Source organism: Symploca atlantica LB2515 (assembly GCF_052546295.1).
The window spans coordinates 1084082-1100792 of sequence record NZ_JBQWMT010000001.1 but is presented as its reverse complement, the minus strand read 5'-3'; the positions used below and the strand labels follow the sequence as shown (position 1 = coordinate 1100792).

Genomic DNA, 16711 nt, shown 5'->3' with positions numbered 1-16711 from the left:
TCGACTTTCAGCAAAAAGTTTAGCTAAGGTTAGTCCTTCCAGTTCCGACCTAGATGCTAATTTTTCGGTTAGACGAGTTTTTCGAGTTAACGAGATACAAATTGAGTAATACCGAAATTTTTTATAGAAAGATATCTGGATATTTTTAATGGCAACCTTTCTCAAAAATCTTTCAAAATAATCGGCGAAGACCTCTTGGATAAATTCCCAAGACTCTTGAGCGAACCAAATAAACACTGATTCAAAAAAAATCATAACATCTCTGAACCGCCAACCATAAACATATCTGTTAGAAGCACCATATCCAAGAAAAACCTCGTGCCTATCCATTAATTGACAGAAGTTATCCTACCAATTTTTCAATAAAGCAAAAACTCGCTCAAACTCACTTACCGATTTCAAGTCAAATGCTAAACTGGCTTCTTTGGGCGGAAACACTTGGTATCTAATTCCCGGAAGGCGACAAAATCTTAACAGAGAAACTAAAAGATTCACTAGACTCCCCAAATTTAATTGAGTCACAGGATTATCTGAAGATACTCTTAAGTGATTCTCAGAAGGCAAACCCCCTAGATGACACAGCTTATAGATAAGACTGGATAAGGTGATGTGTTCATTTTCCACGGCTGGCGGCTGGAAAGAGCGCCAGTCAAATTGACAGGAGCATATAGCTATTTTAGGTCTAGACCAGGGAATCGGCTCTTGACACTGGGGACATCTATCAATCAGTAAACAATAGACATCTCCAAAATATAAATTATGAGATAATTAAGGCATAACTAATTAACGTTTGGGGTGCAGAAACTGTGAGTTATACCTGGGAGTACTTGCAACGTAATCATCAAGAAGCCAAGCGCTTGGTAGGAATTAGCTATGAGCAGTTGATTCAACTAATTGAACAAGCCAAACTTTGACATGAGCAGAGACAGAGAGAAATTGAGAAAAAGAAAACTCGGCTGATTAGTGCTGGCGGTGGCAAGACTTCTCTTCTTGCTCTTGAAGAACAAATTATATTAACTTTAATCTATTTACGTCATCATCTGAGCTTTCAGATTCTGGGCTTATTATTTCAAGTAAGCGAATCGACAGCCAATAACATGTTTAATTATTGGCAAGTTCTGTTGCGAGAATCACTACCAGCTAGCTTACTAGAACAAGTAAAAAAGTGCGAAGAAGAGGAGGAAGCAATTATTAGACATCTCCAAAATATAAATTATGAGATAATTATGGAGAACAAATCAGTGTTTGAGGTGCAAAAACTGTGAGTTATACCTGGAACTATTTGCAACGTAATCAGAAAGAAGCCAAGCGTTTGGTGGGAATTAGCTACGAGCAGCTAATTCAACTGATGGACAGGCTAAACGTTTACATGAGCAAAAACTCTCAGAAAGAGAAAGAAGTAAAACTCGGCTGATTAGTGCTGGTGGTGGCAAAAAGCCTCAACTTGAAGAAGAAGAACAAATTATCTTAACTTTAATCTATTTACGTCATCATTTGAGCTTCCAGATTCTGGGTCTGTTGTTTCAAGTAAGTGAATCTACAGCCAATAACATTTTTAATTATTGGCAATCTCTGTTGCAAGAATTACTACCAGCTAGCTTACTAGAACAAGTAAAAAAGTGCGAAGGAGAGGAGGAAGCAATTATTGAGATGTTGGCAGAACACGAGTTAATAGTAGATAGCGCTGAGCAAAGCCGGTCAAGACCTTCAGTATCTCAAGAGCAAAAAACATTTTACTCAGGCAAGAAAAAAGTCACACCTTTAAAAACCAGCTAATTGTCTTACCAAAAGGTAAGGATATTATCGATGTAGTAGCAGGGAAACCCGGACTGACAAGTGACATAAGCTTAATGCGAGAACGTCTGAAACAATTTGATAAAAATCAACTCTTTAGTGCTGATAAAGCTTATCTAGGGGAACCACAGATTCGTACTCCTCATAAAAAACCCCCAAACGGAGAACTAACCTCACAACAGAAAGAAGCTAATAAAAAGCTATCTTCTAACCGCATTTTTGTCGAACACGTAATTCGTCTAGTCAAGATTTTTAAAATAGCACAAGAAAGATTTCGTTTAGATGCTCACAAGTATGAATCAATCATAATGACAATTTGTGGGTTAGTAAGATTGAGAATTGAGCGGTTAGTTTTCCCAGCCGTAAAAATCGACGACGACACCAAAACAATTGAGGTTAATAATCTTCTTACTTCGGGGTCTAAATTAACAACAATGGCTTCTAATGCTAATTATGCCGTTGAAATTCGCTGAAACTGCTCCAATCATTTTAAGGGATAAACAGTAGTCAGAGAGCTACTTTCGACTTTCTGGAGATGTCTATTGAGATGTTGGCAGAGCAGGAGTTAATAGTAGATAGCGCTGAGCAAAGCCGATCAAGACCTTCAGACTATCAAGAGCAAAAATCATTCTACTCAGGTAAGAAGAAAAATCACACTTTTAAAAATCAGTTTATTGTCTTGCCCAAAGGTAAAGATATTATCGATGTAGTAGCAGGAAAACCAGGAACCAAAAGTGACATAAGTCTGATGCGGGAACGTCTGAAACAATTTGATAAAAATCAACTGTTTAGTGCTGATCAAGCCTATCTAGGAGAACTTCAAATTCGCACTCCTCAGAAAAAACCGAAAAATGGAGAACTAACCTCACAGCAAAAAGAAGCCAATAAAAAGCTATCTTCTAACCGCATTTTTGTAGAACACGTGATTCGTTTAATCAAGATATTTAAAATAGCACAAGAAAGATTTCGTCTGGAAGCCAGTAAATATGAGTCAGTTCCTAACCATTTGTGGTTTAGTAAGACTGAGAATTGAGCGGTTAGTTTTCTCGGCAGTGAAAACCCCTGAATACTCAAAGAGAAATGAGATTATTAACCTTGATAGTTTGGCAGTTAAATTAACAACAAAAGCCCCTGATGCTTATGGAGCCGTTGAATCGAGCTAAATCTGTGGAAGTTAGTTTAAGGCTTCAAAGTAAGTCAGGGAGACACTCTTAGCTTTCTGGAGATGCCTAATGATGAAGAGGACAGGCACTAACAACTGATAACTCCCAAAAGAAACGATAATAAGGTTTTTCCTGCAAACAAATCGGACACAGTTGAATCTGCTGGCGATTTAAAGCATCAGTTGGAACAATATTGCCAAAAACCTTAACTTGCTTCACAGCTTTAGGGTAAATCAAGGTATTGGCAGGAAATGCCATCGACCAAAGAATATCTGCCTCGACATCAGAAATATTGCTCAGCCTAGATAAATCATCTTTCTCACGATTGAAGACATTGCCATATATTCCTCTTGCTCTTAAACCGGACATTTGAAAAATCCACTTAGGAGACGAGTAGTAGTTGGTCTCAGTAAGTCGGATGATATAACCCCCCAGACTTTCATCGGGATAGGGTCGAGGTCTCCTCAACAGTCTTCTACTCTTCACGATGATGCTTACTGCTCTCTTACTCTATTTATGCAAAACATCAGATACCTTTTTAGTTTTCTTCTTCGGTTTGATTCTGGAGTTAGTAGCTCCAACCTGAGCTGGCTTGAAAAAAGTCAGATTCTCTTGACTATCCTCCATAAATTCATCAGTTAAAAAAGGATTGTGCTTAGTTGGCTTATCGGCTTTGACATACTTGTCAAAAGCAATTGCTAAAACATTTAAGTCCAGTTTTTCTTTGCCTTGTTTGAGTGCTAGATGTCGCTCCATACCGAACCAGCTTCATGACGTAGGCGACAATTCCATCCGAGGCATAGTAAAAACGGAGTGCCATTTCCTCACTAGCCAAATCCGACGGCTTCAATAAGGGAAGTTGAGACTCGACTGCGTGGAGAAACGTGCGAAATTCTTTCCCAGCATCCACCGACCACTCAAAAGGACTAATGGGACTTAGACAGATTTCAAGCCCAAACAAAGCCCAAAGCAGCTTTGTGAGCAAAGAATACGTCCCGATTGTGGTTCAACCACTCCATAAAACGGAAAGACATCGCTGTCCGAAACGCCTCTAATGCTTCAGTAAAGGTGTTTAAAGGTTTCGATGCCCAACGCCGTCTTAATCCTCCGGTTAAAGTGTGCCATAAAATAAATGTATAGGCACAAAACACAAGCATGAAATGTCTTATCAGGCTTCTATAATCTCTGACTTGATATTCAGATAAACCCAACCAGCCTTTGGCTTCCCGATAGAAAACTTCTACCCAATTTCTTTGAGAGTAGGTAGTTACTATCCAATCGGCTGTGGCTTTTGTTGATTCAACATTGGTAATAAAATAGTCAACATCACTAGCTTGGTCGAAGGTTGAGGCATTCATGACGATAGCAATTGTTCTCTTTCCTTCAAGCTGTGAGAGTTCAACTTCTACAGGAGTTCACCCAAACGGTTTTCAGTTTATCTAGATTGATTTGAACAGGGGTAAAATCTTTTGGCGACAAGGATTCGGCTAACTTATCTAGGCGAATCTCTTCTCGTTGACTTATCCCTATTTCAATTATCACCTTACGGTTTTTGGCTAATCCTCCTATATACTTGAGTTTCCTTTTTTCCAGTTCCAGCAAAAACGTTGTGTTATTTCCATACCCAGCATCAATTAATACGATACCCGGTCGATATCCTCTGTTCATGCTGCGGTCAATTAATGCTAAGCCTAACTCCGGCTTTTTCTGGAATTCAATATCTTTTTTCCTTCAGCTAAAGAACTAGCGTGTTGAGATAACTCTATATCTAACGGTAGGCTTTTTTCCCATCATATAGATGAGTTGTTACCACTACTATTCCGTTGTCTGTCTTCCCGATTTCTCCAATGTACTGTCGTCCTACTCCCGCCGTGAAATTGCCACTTTTCCTATGTCCTGAGTCATCTACAATTAACGTGAATCCTCTACTTATTCGGGTTGGGCTACACTGATTCATCACCAGTAGACGCCGCTCATTTACCTGTTGAGCATTCCAGGGGGCTTCCGTTAAAAAATGATGTAATCGGTGGTAAGTCACTCCCACCGCGTTATCCGCCATTTGAGACAGGTTTTTTCCTTCACTTTCCCCTAATAATCCCCCAATATAGTTCCTAAACTCCCTTTTTTGCGCTTGATGTCTCCAGACATCATCAAAGCGTTTGCACCATCTATCGAAGCAAGGAGGCATGGCGGCGGGGGTTGTCTCTTTCCTGTCTTACACTCTAATGTCAAATGGCTGCCATGCCTAAATTATACCTTTATTAACTCTTTATTTTCGTTTAAGTCCCGCTAAAATTATGCCGATTCGCAAACCTCCGGCTCAATTGCGGGTTGAACTGAAAAACGGTTTCCGCCTCCGGCAGTCCAATTAAACCATTGGCACTTTTGTATCTAATATCAAGTCCTTCAACCAGTCAGATACCGTTTTGAGGACTTTGGCTGAATCTCGGTCAATAAAATGTTGGAATTCATCTAAGAAAACAAGGGATACCCCACAATCTTTCATCAATCCAATCAGTCGAATTGTCTGATTGCTGATAGCGCCCGCTCATAGGCTGGGTCTCCCAGTTCCCAAAGCAGCTTACTGACGACGCTTTTGACGGTAGCCGGGGAAGGAATCGTGACCGACAGGATGGGAACTACAGTCCCTTCTGGAGTTTCTTTTCTGGGATAATCTTTTTCATAGCTCTTGATGAGCGTAGTTTTCCCGGCTCCCGTCGCACCCTTTAAAAATAAGCATTCCGGTTCATCTTTCAAGTCCGAAAAATGACGACAATCATCGATGGCACTTAGAATTTCCTTGAACCGGGGATAGACGACGTAGATGTTATTGACAATGTAGAGCCGCTCTTTAAAGGTCATAGTTTGTAACGACTTTTTATCTATCTGCATCAGGTTCGACCTCACTGGGGTAAGTTGGTAACCCGATGCTGACATCCCATCCCGATAAATCTGGCTGCCAATTATCGGTTGAAGTATCATGGTTTTCGGGTTGAGCTGGCGAGTTGACTTTCTGACCACCCGCCTTGGTGGATGACCGACGACGGGACTTGGGTTGAGATGTCTGTGGTAGCCGTTCTGGTGATGGCAGAGATTCTTGGGCAGGGTTGGGATTATGGGTACTGCCCAAGTCAGAGAGTCCTGATCTCGAATGAGGTTGACTGCTGCTGTCGTTCGATTCTTGGCTTTGACTACACTCACCAGAACCAGACCGTCCAATCCCCAACCACCTCGCCATTGCAGTCCGAGTTCGACCTTTCTTTGATGAATTCCATTCCCGCTCGACAATTCGTTGAATCTTTTCTTTGGCTAAGGACAAAGCCACAATGTCCACTGTTTCAGCTTCTTGGCGTGCCAGTTGTTTAACGACTTGGTGCTGCCAGAGGGTCAACCCTTTAGTGTATTAGACATCTCCGAAAACTCCCAATGCCCGTCTGGTACTGGCTTTTCCAGGATTAAACGAGACCTGCCAACCCAGTCAGTTTTAACGTCAAAATCAGGCTTTTAGGTAGTTGCTGTTAAATTCTGTTCTGTAAATAGCCACCCCATTAACTCATTTAACACCTTTACTACCTGAACTTTAACAGGATAGAATTAAAGCCTTAATTCGGAGTCTGACTAATCCGCAAATAACCAGGATTACTGGCTTGTAATTAAGACAATTCAAACGGAATCTCTCGCGGGCTACGTTAAATATTTTGATAAGACGAATAACGTGTTCTACAAAAATTCGCTGTTGAGAAAACTCTCTATTCTGTTGTTTTTGTTCATCAGTTAACTGTCCACCTTTAGGTTTTTTGCATGGAGTTGTCACCTGTGCCTCTCCTTGATAGGCTTTGTCTCCACCAAATTTTTGCTTAGGGGCAAATTGTCGAAAGCGTTCTCTCAACAAATTTATGTCGCTTTTAGGTCCTGGTACTCCGGGGAGAATATCTACGATATCCTTTCCATCTGGCAAGACAATAAATTGATTTTTCATGGTATGAGTTTTCTTCTTCCCTGAGTAGAACTGTTTTGGCTCTAGGTAGCCTCCAGGTCTCTCTCTAACTTGTTCTGAAGTATCTACTATTAGCTGGAGTTCACTTAAAAGTTCCTGTAACCATTCATAATCTCCCTCGCACTTTTTTACTTGTTCTATCAATGTTGGTGGGAGAGCTTCACTGATGATTGGTAGCCAATAGTGGAAGATATCATTCGCCGTAGTTTCGCTGACTCCAAACTGGATACCTAGCAACTGAAATGTTGGGGAATGTCGTAAGTATATTAAAGTCAAGAGAATTTGCTCTTTTTGAGATAACTTAGGTTTTTTTTCGCCCCCTTTTTTATTGACTCGAAGCTTCTTTATCTCAATTTCCTCCTGCTTCTGTTTATGCAGCAACTCGGTTTTAGCTATCAGTTGTCGAAATTGCTCTTGGTCGATGCCAAGCAAGCGCTTAATCTCCTTGGGGTTATTTTCGATGGCTTCTAAAATTGCACCCATAACACTCCGTACGAGCGATTGACTTTTTGCATTTGTCGCTATTATCCCACGCTCTGTTTATATTCCGGAGATATCTATTCAACACAAAGCGCAGGCACCTCTAAAAATTGATGAGTTGTGGGGTCTAAGACATAGATGCAAGATAAATCAGTGGGGTCATACTTAACCGTTGCTTTCTCAGTACTTTGATGATTTGACCGCAGCCGAGCCAGTTCGCTGCTGTTGTAGAGCAGACCTTCAAACTCCACTCCTCTTCTGGTAACTTTTCGGGTGGTGATGCTGCCCACTAAAACTTTCAGTTCTTGATTAGACGGAGGTAAAGCTGGCGTCCATTCAGTAATCGCTAATTCCCACACTTTAGAGCGAGGAGATTTCAGTTCGGGATGGGAACTCTGGTTATGGATATCGACAATAAAAATATGGAGAATTTCTTGTAGAGCTTTAAACGAAATTACCGCATTCTTTTTGGGGTCGTAATCAGACGGTTGCAGAAAATTAGAGAAGGTTTTTCCAGGACATCGGAAAGCAACTGACTATTTAAAGCTCCGAAATACCGTTCTATAGCACTCTTGTACCAAGGCATTTTAGGGGGAGAGTATTGGATGACGATTCCAAGCTGAAGGCAGGCATCTTCAAAGTGAGTGCTGTAAAACTCTTTGCCGTTGTCAACGACAATCACTTCCGGCAGACCGTAGGTGTCCCAGGTATTTTCTACGCTCTTGAATTGGGAGTGAAGATAATTTTTAGGGCGAATAGCGTGCAGTAGGCATTGCATCACCGATAAATAAGAAGGCGGCTCAAAACTGGCGTAATAACCCAGTACTACTCCTGAATACTTATCGATGGCGCTGGTCAGCCAAGGAGTACCAATCGGCATCCGGGTTTGGGTATCCACAACAAACAGTGGTAATTTGGTATGGTCAATTTCCACCCTTTCTAATGGGCGGAGTGGATGCGACCTTTTTGAACTGGGTCATACATCTGGCTGGTTATTCTTTTACCATAGCGACCCACGGCTTTGACGTAAGGGTCTAGTTGGCGAATAGCACGATAGATAGCTGCAATGTTGGGGATTTCTAAGGAGTCTTGCCCGATAGCTTCTCGCAGCCGATTAGACTGATTAATTTCGATAATTACCCGTTCATAAACATCAGCACCGGAGGCTTGAGAGGGTTTGAGATACACTTGTTCAATTGCCTTGGAGATAATTTTCCGGACTTCTGGGTTGAGTCGGGGTTGACGATTGCCTTTGGATACATATTTGGGTACTAAAGAGCGAATATCTTGCCCCGATGCTTCGTAATCCTTTAGCCACCTCCAGAGTGTCAGCCATGAGGGAGGTTGGCTATCTTCGATTTCAAGAGCCACCTGGTTGATAATGGGTTTTAAGTTTGACTCAGTTCGCTTCAAGATGTTGTTGGAGAGAACCCGTTCTATATACCTGTATTTTCTTTTCGATTCTTCTCTTAATTCTGAGGGGAGCTGAGTAAAATCTGCGCTAATATATCCTTTTAGGGAATGGCTTTGTTTTCCTCTTGTAGCTTCAACTTCAATAAACTCAAGCTCCCCTTGAACTAGCAACTGAGTTAACGCTGTGGCTTTGAGGCTGGATAGATGATTGGTGAGTACGTCTTGAAGAAGAACTTCTCCTGTTGTTAAACATTGCTCAATCACGTATTCACGACCTTGCCAGGTTAGATGTAGTCCTTTTCTTAAAGAAATTCGGGTCATTGGATTTTCAATCTCTCCCAGGTGGGTGTCTCTTTTGAGAGTTGAATTAGACTTTCTGCGTTAATGGGTTGCATCAAGTCAGTCACCAGAAAACCACACCAAAGCAATCGCAACAGTAAAGAACGATTAATTCCTCTCTCTTTCAAGTCTCGCTCTGCATCGAGTAGACGAATCGGTTCGGTGGAGTGAAAATATTGCAGGCAATCGAGATAGTTGGACAGCGATAGGTAAGGCGCTCTGGCATATTTGTAGAGCAGCTTGATATTGTTGAGTCTTGGTTGCGCTCGAATCATTGGCTCGGTGACAACAACGAACTCCTGGTTGTTAGCTGTGCAAATTGGAGCGATTTTGCGGAAGAGATTGAGATTTTTCTCGGTATCAGCTCGGTTAGACGGTTTAACTTCTACAACTTGTGTTTTTTGGGGTCTAGTGACCACAAAGTCAGGTGTATATCTTCTTGGCTTCCCTTTGTCGGTATAGGAAATCGTAAAGGGCTGTTCGCCATAGGACAGGACTTCTGGGTCGATTTCGAGCAGGTAGATGTAGTCGCGTTCTAGCTGCGATTCCCACCAGATAACCGCGTTCATCTTTAAGCTGGGAAACTTGCCGATAACCTTGCGGTTGCCTGCATTGGTGATTTTTCTGGCTCTGACTGCTCCCGATGGCACTTCACTTCTCGCCGTTATCTGAGGTTAATCCCCTTAGACTAGCGGTTGTGGGAGTTTTTTCAGCTTATGTGCAAATAAATTTCATCTTATGTGCCAAATTTTCACGTTATGCGTAACGATTTTCAACTTATGTGCAAACCGACAGAGGCATGTAGTCTTTTATGGCGCTTAACTTGGAGGTTTAGTTATTAGACCTCTTGCAAAAGTAGCGGCAGCTAACTAATTTGAGTTCAAACGAAGTTCGTAATTATAGATGCCTGCAATTAAATTAAAGCGTAAACCAAACCTTTTTCTTCTGTTGCGATATCGCTCGGATAAAATTCTAAATATTTTGAGGCGACGGTAAACATGTTCAATCACTATCCTCTCTGAAGCTAATTTATGATTCTCTTTTTTTTGTTCTTTTGATAGTTTGCTCTTCTTGGGTTTTTTATGGGGTATCCGACTTTGTTTGTGGATTTTCGCTCGCTTCCCTGATATCCTCGATCTCCGAGACACTGTATCTCTGTCTTTAGATTGGTTTTACTCCGTTTAAACAACTTAAAGTCGTGTTCTTTACCCTTGCCGCATGCAATACAGATAATCTCTTTGCTGTTTTTTCAACGATAAGTTGAGATTTTAAAGTGTGCTTTTTTTCTTGCCACTGTAGAACTTTTTCTGTTTTTTTGAGGACGCTCTAGGGGAGTTTCAGTTACATCAATAACTGCTATCTCTATTGGGTTTCCCGATTTCAATAGTTGTTTCTTTCCCGGAATCCTTAATTCTTTTGACTTGATTAAAATATTTTCTATTTTACGAATTATTCGATATACTGTTGATTCGTTAAGTCCCCAATGTTGACCGATATGAAAGTAAGTTCTGTACTCTCGTAAGTATTCGAGCGTCATCAATACTTGATTTTCTGGACTTAATTTGGACGGTCTTCCGGTTTTTATCTTCTGTTTTTCATTTGTTTCCACTAACTCAACCATCTTAGCAAACGTCTCTTTTCTAACTCCACAAAGGCGTTTGAACTCTTGGGGTTTTAGGTCTTTCACCTTTTCATAGGTCATTATTTTCCCTCATACTGACCTATTTATCTCTTTTTTACTGGACTTTTGCAAGAGGTCTATTGTGGAAACTTCACAGCCTATTCAGTTTTTAGTTTTTGAGGTTTTTTATTAGAGAGTTGACAAAGCTGGCGATCGCTCTTTCTGACTTTTGGGTTGTTTTGTAGATAATCTTGTAGCCAGTTGCAGCTTTTGGGCAGCAAGTCATCTAAATCTAAATTCCACACAATCACCGTGTCATCTTGGCTTGCTGAAGCGAGAACCTTACCGTCATGGCTCCAACTAACGCTAGTAACTCGCTCCTTATGCCCTTCGAGAGTTTTAATCATCGTGTCGTCGAGTCGCCACATCTGTATTTTATTATCCCAGCTAGTAGTTGCCAAAACTTTGCCATCAGGGCTAAAACGGGCTTTGGCGACACTATCTGTGTGTCCCTCTAGAATCGATAGTAGCTTTCCCTTACGGCTCCACAGCATTACCGTATTGTCGTAACTAGCTGAGACTAGCTGCTGTGAGTCCGGTGAGAAGCTAACATCTAAAACCCAATTACTATGACCGGTAAGAGTTTTCAGTAATTTTCCGTTAGGTGTCCAAAGCTTGAGAGTTTTATCATCACTAGCTGATGCTAGTAGTTGGCCGTCGGGGCTAAATTTAACGGCGTTTACCCGTTCGTGATGTCCTCTCAAAGTTTTGAGCAACATACCCCTGCGGCTCCAGATTTTCACTGTCCCATCGCGACTAGCAGAGGCAATGAGTTGGGAGTCTGGACTAAAGGTGACATCTAATACCCAGTCTTTGTGTTCCTTTAAAGTCTTAAGCAAACTCCCCCTGCGGTCCCAGATTTTCACTGTCCCATCGCGACTAGCAGAGGCAATGAGCTGGCCATCGGGACTGAAACTGACGCTAAAGATGCGATCGGTATGCCCTTCCAGGGTTTTGAGCAGTTTACCTCTACGATTCCAAATCTTTACAGTGCGGTCATTACTCGCGGAGGCAATTAGCTGGCCATCTGGCGAAAAAGTAACGTCTCTAACGTTGTCCTGATGTCCCCGCAAAATCAGGCGAGATTGGTTACTGACAGCCCAGAGTTTGATAGTTTTGTCATGGCTAGCAGAGGCAAGCAGAGGGAGTTGGAATTGGGAATTTGGCTCAGGCAAAGAATCCTCACCTGAGTCAACTCCTAATCCTTCTTGATCACTAACCTTGGGATTAAAGCTCACGGCAGTAATGCTGTCACTATGTCCTTTAAAACTTTTCAATAAAGTGCCATTAAGTTGCCAGAGCCTTACTGTACTGTCAGCACTCCCTGAGGCAATTAACTGACCATCGGCACTAAAGGCGACTCCGAATACCCACTTACCCTGCTTGGGGAAAGTTCTGATTAGTTCACCAGCTTTATTCCATAACTTAACCGTTTGATCATCGCTAGCGGAGGCAATCAACTGACCATTAGGACTGAAGGTGACACAATTGATCTCGCCGGTATGTCCTTTGAGAGTTTGCAGCAATTTACCGTCTAGCGACCACAGCCTGACCATTTTATCTTCACCAGCAGAGGCAATTAGCTGGCCATTGGGACTAAAGCTGACTGCCTTGACTACACCATCGTGGGGATGCAAAGTTCTAATTAACTTGCCTTTAACTGTCCAAAGTTTGATGGTGCCATCACCACTGGCAGAGGCAATTAGCTGGCCATTGGGACTAAAGCTGACACCATATACATGACCAGTATGACCTCGAAGCGTTTGCACTACAGTGCCATCAGGACGCCAAATTTTGATAGTGCCATCCCAGCTAGCAGAAGCAATCAGTTGACCATCAAGGGGACTAAAAGCCACATTAGTGACACTTCCTTTATGACCTCTCAGAGTAGTGACTAAAGTACCATTGGGACGCCACAGTTTTACAGTCTCGTCTCGGCTAGCAGAAGCAATCAGCTGACCATCAGGGGAAAAGGCGACATGGGAGACTATATCACTATGCCCTTCTAGGCGATTGAGTTCAGAAGCACCGTAAACAGCTTGTGAAAGTACAGCCACCACCTGTAGGCGGATATCTGATTTAAGCTGAGCAGCAGTACTTTCTCCTGCCTGTGCTTGTTTCAAGAATCTAGCTGCTCTTAACCCTTCAATAAGTGCATCAAACTTTTTATTGGAGACAAATAGTGCCTCAGAAGAGGCACTAAGAGCACTTAAGTGAGCATTAATCCAGAGCCCATCGGCTTGTTTTCTCAAAACCTCGGCTCGCCATCCCAGTCCAGCAGAGGTAAATGCTAGAAGTGCCATAGCAACCCCAATTGCGCTTGAGAAGAGCTGCTTTTTGCGAACTCTCAACAGTTCGTTAGCATGTCTTTCTAGTTGCGCCACAATTTTTAACTGATCGCGCTGCTTAACTTTCAGACGAATTGGCTCGACTAAATAGTCATGAACTAACTGATATCGGGCTGGTTGTGAAAAGACTCGGAATACTAAACCAGAACCAACTAAAATTCTTACAATCAAATTCAGTTTTTCCTGGTTGTTCTCTTGAACCTTGTTCCATTTCCCTAGCTCCCACCATTTGCTTTTCTTTTCTTGCTTGACTGAAAAGTTAACTTGATGGCGAGGAGCAGCGAAGGATACGGAGGCAATGCTACTGAGTAATTCAGCTTTAGTCTTCAGGGGGCGGGTGCCTTTCTCATCTGTTAAAGAAAATAAAACCTGCCAGAGAATATCTTCGTTTTCTTGTCCGCAGTCGCTAATTAAATTTAACAGCGATCGCTCTACTAGAGATGCCTTGGGGTTGGAGCCAAGGGCGTTATATTGCTTAATGGTCGTGATTTTTTCTGCTTGCAGTTGTGCCCCAACTACTTGTAAATCAATTAGGCGCACTGCCCCGGAGCTACCCGCTAAATCATGGACTAGCCTTTTAATTAGGGATGTTTCTAATTGAAATTGAGATGCCGTTGCCAAAGTGCAAATGACATTTTTGGCATCTTCTGGGGCAAGATCTCCTAAGGGATAACGTAGTTCCCGATCTAGAATATTGTTATTGATGGCATTGAGGTTACTGTAGCGCTCTAACTCCAACAAATAATGCAAATAGTCTTCTCTAAGAGACAAAATAATCTTCACAAAAGGAAGATCTAAGCAACTAGATAAAAAATCATAAAATTGACGTCGCTCAACCAGATTTTGGGCAACAAAAAAAAATTCTTCAAACTGATCGAACACAAGGACAGTTAATAAATTTCGCTCGTTAGCAAGCTGTAACTGTCTTAGGATTTCTTGTAGTTGTGCTTGAGATTTAAAAAAAAACTTGCCCTGCTGCTTCTTAGTAAAATCTTTTGTAGAAGTTATTGATAACGATAAAGTTTGGGATGGTTGCTGAGAATTTTCTAAGCTTTCAATTTGTTGTCTTGCGAAAGATTCTGTGAGCAATCTTGCTAACTCACCAACCCAATTTTTGTAGACTGTTTGGACAACAGGTATTGCCACTCGTGCACCAATAATTTGTCCTTCGAGAGCCGGTAGTAAACCTGCGTTAATTAGCGAACTTTTACCAACACCGGAAGAGCCATGAATCACTGTCAGTTTATGGTCATTGCGGCTGAGACGTTCTATTAGGCGGTGGACATCCGGTTGACGTCCTGCTGCTGCAATTTGGAGAGGTGAGGGTGCTTGATTAATATTTGATGTTGCATTTCTTCTTACCCTGCGCCACCACTGAGATTGCAAGGGAACAGCACCGAGGAAAGGAGAAAAGCCGTACTGTTGCTCAACCGAGCGACGCTCTTGTTTAAGTTCAAAGGCTTGTAAATATTGCTGCTGCTCAAGGTATAGCGATCGCAATTCCTCTAAGATATCAATGTAAAGTTGGGGATACTGTTTGAGGGAGTTGGGTAGTGCTTTTTCTATTTCAATCGCTTGTTCTAAGTCCCTGATGGCTGCGGGGGATTCTCCTAACTGTCGCTGTACTTTAGCAGAGATCAACAAAAATAATCCTTGATGTCTAGGCTGAGGTGAAGGATAGTCATCGAGCTGATGCAGTGCTGCCTTAGCTAACTCTCTAGCATCTTCCCAATGGGAAAGTGCCTGAGCTACGGTTGCTAAAAAACCATAGGCTTGAGCTAGGAGTACAGGAGAGTTGTGAATTTGAGGCTTATCCAGGGATTCTAGAGCCAGAGCTTGTAATTCTCTCCAATTTTGCAGATTTTTGAGTACTTCTCCTAGCTGAATATTTAACTGAGCAACCCAGTCTAAGCGTTGGGCTGCGCTAAAAGCTTCAATGCTGGCTTGCAAAGATTTCCTCGCTTGCTCCCACTGTTTGGAATTGTTGAGCTGTTGTAGCTGTGCTCGGCGAGCATCACACAAGCTTATGTGATAGAGAACCAACCCAACCCTCTCTCCATAGGATATTGGTGTGATAGGGGATGCTGATTGCTCTGGTAATGGGGGAGTGGAGTAGGCAAGTTGCTTTCTATCTCCCGTTTCCCCTAAGCCTTGTTGCCAAAACTTTAGGCTCTGTTGATACTGCTCTAAGGCTAAATCAATTTGATCATTACTAAGGGCATCTCGTCCCAGAATAAATTGCCAGGTAGCGACTAACGCTGGTTCTACTCTGACGTCGGGGTAATGTAAGTCCCGCAGCGCTGAAGCCAATTCCTGTCGTCGGCGACAATTAGGCGATAATTGCAAAGCCTCATTGGGCAGAAATTCACCGATATTGCGATTTAAAATGGTGGCAAAGATTTCGTCTTCTGTTTGATGCCACAGGCTAAGCAACTGCTTAGTAGAAAGTTCAAACTTAATTGAGGTAGCAGCCCAACTTTTGAAGTCAGGGGCAAACCGTGCCATCTTTTGTAGCACCTCATCAGTTACCCACAATACTAAAGGAAATGTCAGAATTCTACGAAACTCATCTCTAACCTGGTTTGTTACAATGAGCGTTTGATCAATTGCAGTTAACGAATCCAGTCCAAATACAACCAGAGCTGATGTTTGTTTAATACTCTGAGCAGTAAGAATGATACTGTATGGAGTCTTGATTGACTCTGATAAAACTAATTTGCTTGGTGGTGCTTGGGTGAGTTTTTGCAGTTGTGACCACATCTGTTCTTTACACACCTCATAGTTGCAGCGCACCAAGATCAGTGCAAATTGTCCTTGAGACAGAGTTATTGCACGAGATAGCGTTGATAGCGCTCGAGCATTGGCTGCTGCCACTTGTTCTGATGGATCTTGCTCCCTCATTCAATTAATATGTTTGACCACTACTGGTGCTTAAATGCCAGTAATCTTCTAGTTTTTTTCTGGCTAAAGTAAAATTATCAATCTGGTGCTGGTAAGTTTTGAACACTCAGATAAATCAACAATCGCTCTTCTGGAATTGTTCAGGATTACCTCCTGTAGTGTTTCTCTTTTCAGAAGCTACAAATGTTGGGTTGTGATTTAGTTTACATCTGATGGATGTTTATTGCTAGCTGTCCTGTCAAATCCATCTGTTTAGTTGAGACCAAAGTTATCTTAACTTAAATCAAAACCTAATGCTTGAGCCTATCTCTCAGTAAACAATTTACTGGGATACTGTAGGTTAATTATCAGAGATATTCAGTGAGTAAGAGTTGAGCTTTCCTGTGATTTTAGGGTATCAACAAACGTGAGAAGTATTTTAACAAATCGTGAGATAGGTCACAGCTTTTATGAAGACTAACCAGATTTTCAGCTTGGTAGAATACAGCTATTTGCGGGGAGCAAACCTAAGCCGTTACTATTTAGGCAACAGCTTAGGATTTTATCAATATATTAGACCCCGCATTACCAAAAAAGACACCTGTCAGATAATCGC

The 16711-nt window shown here is 42.0% G+C and carries 11 protein-coding genes and 4 pseudogenes; 3 read left to right on the top strand and 12 right to left on the bottom strand.

All coding sequences use genetic code 11. The features are described from left to right. Positions 1–935 precede the first annotated feature (935 nt). The 3 genes and pseudogenes from ACT7WV_RS04690 to ACT7WV_RS04670 all read left to right on the top strand — a co-directional run. Complete coding sequence (locus tag ACT7WV_RS04690; RefSeq protein ID WP_445105574.1) at positions 936–1265, top strand: helix-turn-helix domain-containing protein; 330 nt, start codon at positions 936–938, stop codon at positions 1263–1265. After that, positions 1262–2267: pseudogene (locus ACT7WV_RS25815) on the top strand (transposase). The gene ACT7WV_RS04690 and the pseudogene ACT7WV_RS25815 overlap by 4 nt, the downstream one beginning before the upstream one ends. A 59-nt stretch (positions 2268–2326) precedes the next feature. Beyond that, positions 2327–2957, top strand: a pseudogene (locus ACT7WV_RS04670) (HARBI1 family protein); the annotation flags it as partial. Between the two features lie 66 nt (positions 2958–3023). Here the strand turns inward: ACT7WV_RS04670 and ACT7WV_RS04665 are convergent. From ACT7WV_RS04665 to ACT7WV_RS04610, 12 genes and pseudogenes are all read right to left on the bottom strand, one after another. Next, the gene (locus tag ACT7WV_RS04665; protein WP_445101782.1) at positions 3024–3443 is read right to left on the bottom strand and encodes a TniQ family protein; all 420 of its coding nucleotides are present in this window, start codon (positions 3441–3443) and stop codon (positions 3024–3026) included. Between the two features lie 24 nt (positions 3444–3467). After that, positions 3468–3713 carry a hypothetical protein gene (locus ACT7WV_RS04660; RefSeq protein WP_445101781.1) on the bottom strand — a complete coding sequence of 82 codons (246 nt, stop codon included), beginning with the start codon at positions 3711–3713 and terminating at the stop codon, positions 3468–3470. A gap of 191 nt (positions 3714–3904) precedes the next feature. Beyond that, positions 3905–5145 (bottom strand): annotated as a pseudogene (locus tag ACT7WV_RS04655) (IS701 family transposase). A gap of 326 nt (positions 5146–5471) precedes the next feature. Beyond that, complete coding sequence (locus ACT7WV_RS04650; protein WP_445101780.1) at positions 5472–5819, bottom strand: TniB family NTP-binding protein; 348 nt, start codon at positions 5817–5819, stop codon at positions 5472–5474. 16 nt (positions 5820–5835) lie between these two features. Then, positions 5836–6348: a hypothetical protein gene (locus ACT7WV_RS04645; protein ID WP_445101779.1), complete on the bottom strand. Its 513-nt coding sequence runs from the start codon at positions 6346–6348 to the stop codon at positions 5836–5838. Between the two features lie 189 nt (positions 6349–6537). Beyond that, a complete protein-coding gene (locus tag ACT7WV_RS04640) occupies positions 6538–7437 on the bottom strand; it encodes a transposase family protein (protein ID WP_445101778.1) in 900 nt (299 codons plus the stop codon). 74 nt (positions 7438–7511) lie between these two features. Then, positions 7512–7793 (bottom strand): Mu transposase C-terminal domain-containing protein, encoded by a 282-nt coding sequence (locus ACT7WV_RS04635; protein WP_445101777.1) that lies wholly within the window; start codon positions 7791–7793, stop codon positions 7512–7514. A gap of 95 nt (positions 7794–7888) precedes the next feature. After that, a complete protein-coding gene (locus ACT7WV_RS04630; RefSeq protein WP_445101776.1) occupies positions 7889–8368 on the bottom strand; it encodes a hypothetical protein in 480 nt (159 codons plus the stop codon). A gap of 5 nt (positions 8369–8373) precedes the next feature. Continuing rightward, positions 8374–9168: a hypothetical protein gene (locus ACT7WV_RS04625; protein ID WP_445101775.1), complete on the bottom strand. Its 795-nt coding sequence runs from the start codon at positions 9166–9168 to the stop codon at positions 8374–8376. Beyond that, positions 9165–9836, bottom strand: coding sequence for a TnsA endonuclease N-terminal domain-containing protein (locus tag ACT7WV_RS04620; RefSeq protein ID WP_445101774.1), 672 nt, complete (start codon positions 9834–9836; stop codon positions 9165–9167). The genes ACT7WV_RS04625 and ACT7WV_RS04620 overlap by 4 nt, the downstream gene beginning before the upstream one ends. Before the next feature lie 219 nt (positions 9837–10055). Continuing rightward, a pseudogene (locus ACT7WV_RS04615) lies at positions 10056–10888 on the bottom strand (IS5 family transposase). 77 nt (positions 10889–10965) lie between these two features. Further along, entirely contained in the window at positions 10966–16116 is a 5151-nt protein-coding gene (locus ACT7WV_RS04610) for a WD40 domain-containing protein (RefSeq protein WP_445101773.1), read from the bottom strand. Between the last annotated feature and the right edge of the window lie 595 nt (positions 16117–16711).

Bases quoted from the DNA above. Each gene is read 5' to 3' on its own strand.
- ACT7WV_RS04660 (WP_445101781.1), bottom strand. From the start codon at position 3,713: ATGGAGCGACATCTAGCACTCAAACAAGGCAAAGAAAAACTGGACTTA.
- ACT7WV_RS04650 (WP_445101780.1), bottom strand. From the start codon at position 5,819: ATGACCTTTAAAGAGCGGCTCTACATTGTCAATAACATCTACGTCGTC.
- ACT7WV_RS04640 (WP_445101778.1), bottom strand. From the start codon at position 7,437: ATGGGTGCAATTTTAGAAGCCATCGAAAATAACCCCAAGGAGATTAAG.
- ACT7WV_RS04625 (WP_445101775.1), bottom strand. From the start codon at position 9,168: ATGACCCGAATTTCTTTAAGAAAAGGACTACATCTAACCTGGCAAGGT.
- ACT7WV_RS04610 (WP_445101773.1), bottom strand. From the start codon at position 16,116: ATGAGGGAGCAAGATCCATCAGAACAAGTGGCAGCAGCCAATGCTCGA.